This is a genomic window from Allofournierella sp. CML151 (genome assembly GCF_027853465.1).
Lineage (GTDB): Bacteria > Bacillota > Clostridia > Oscillospirales > Ruminococcaceae > Allofournierella.
Genome location: NZ_JAPNNW010000052.1, coordinates 1 through 388, shown reverse-complemented (window position 1 = coordinate 388; position 388 = coordinate 1). Strand labels below are relative to the sequence as shown.

Here is a 388-nt window from a genome sequence, read left to right as displayed (position 1 = left end):
TGGAACCCATATTAAGGCAAGTGCCAATCTGAAAAAGCAGGCCAAAAAGGCGGTTCCCAAACAGGCGAAGCGGTACGCAAAAGAGTTGTTTGCTGAGGTAAACAGAGACCGGGAAGAACACGGCAAGAAGCCCTTTTCCGACGACAGCGACAAAAATCCGCCCCAGGAGAAGCAGACGAAGGAAACGGTGGTATCCACCACCGACCCGGAAAGCGGCGTGTTCCACAAGGGGGAACACAAAAAGTGCTTTGCCTACGAGGCGCACACGGCCTGCGACAAGCACAATTTTGTTCTTGGTGTTTACGTCACTCCCGGCAATGTCCACGACAGCGTAGCCTTTGATCCTTTGTATGATGAAGTGTGCAGAAACTACCCCGAGCACAAAACC

Annotated in this window: 1 protein-coding gene; it reads left to right on the top strand. The window is 52.3% G+C overall.

Features of this window, described 5'->3' with window-relative positions:
- A partial coding sequence (locus PH256_RS15215) for a transposase (protein WP_270914832.1) occupies nucleotides 1–388 on the top strand: 388 nt, incomplete at both ends.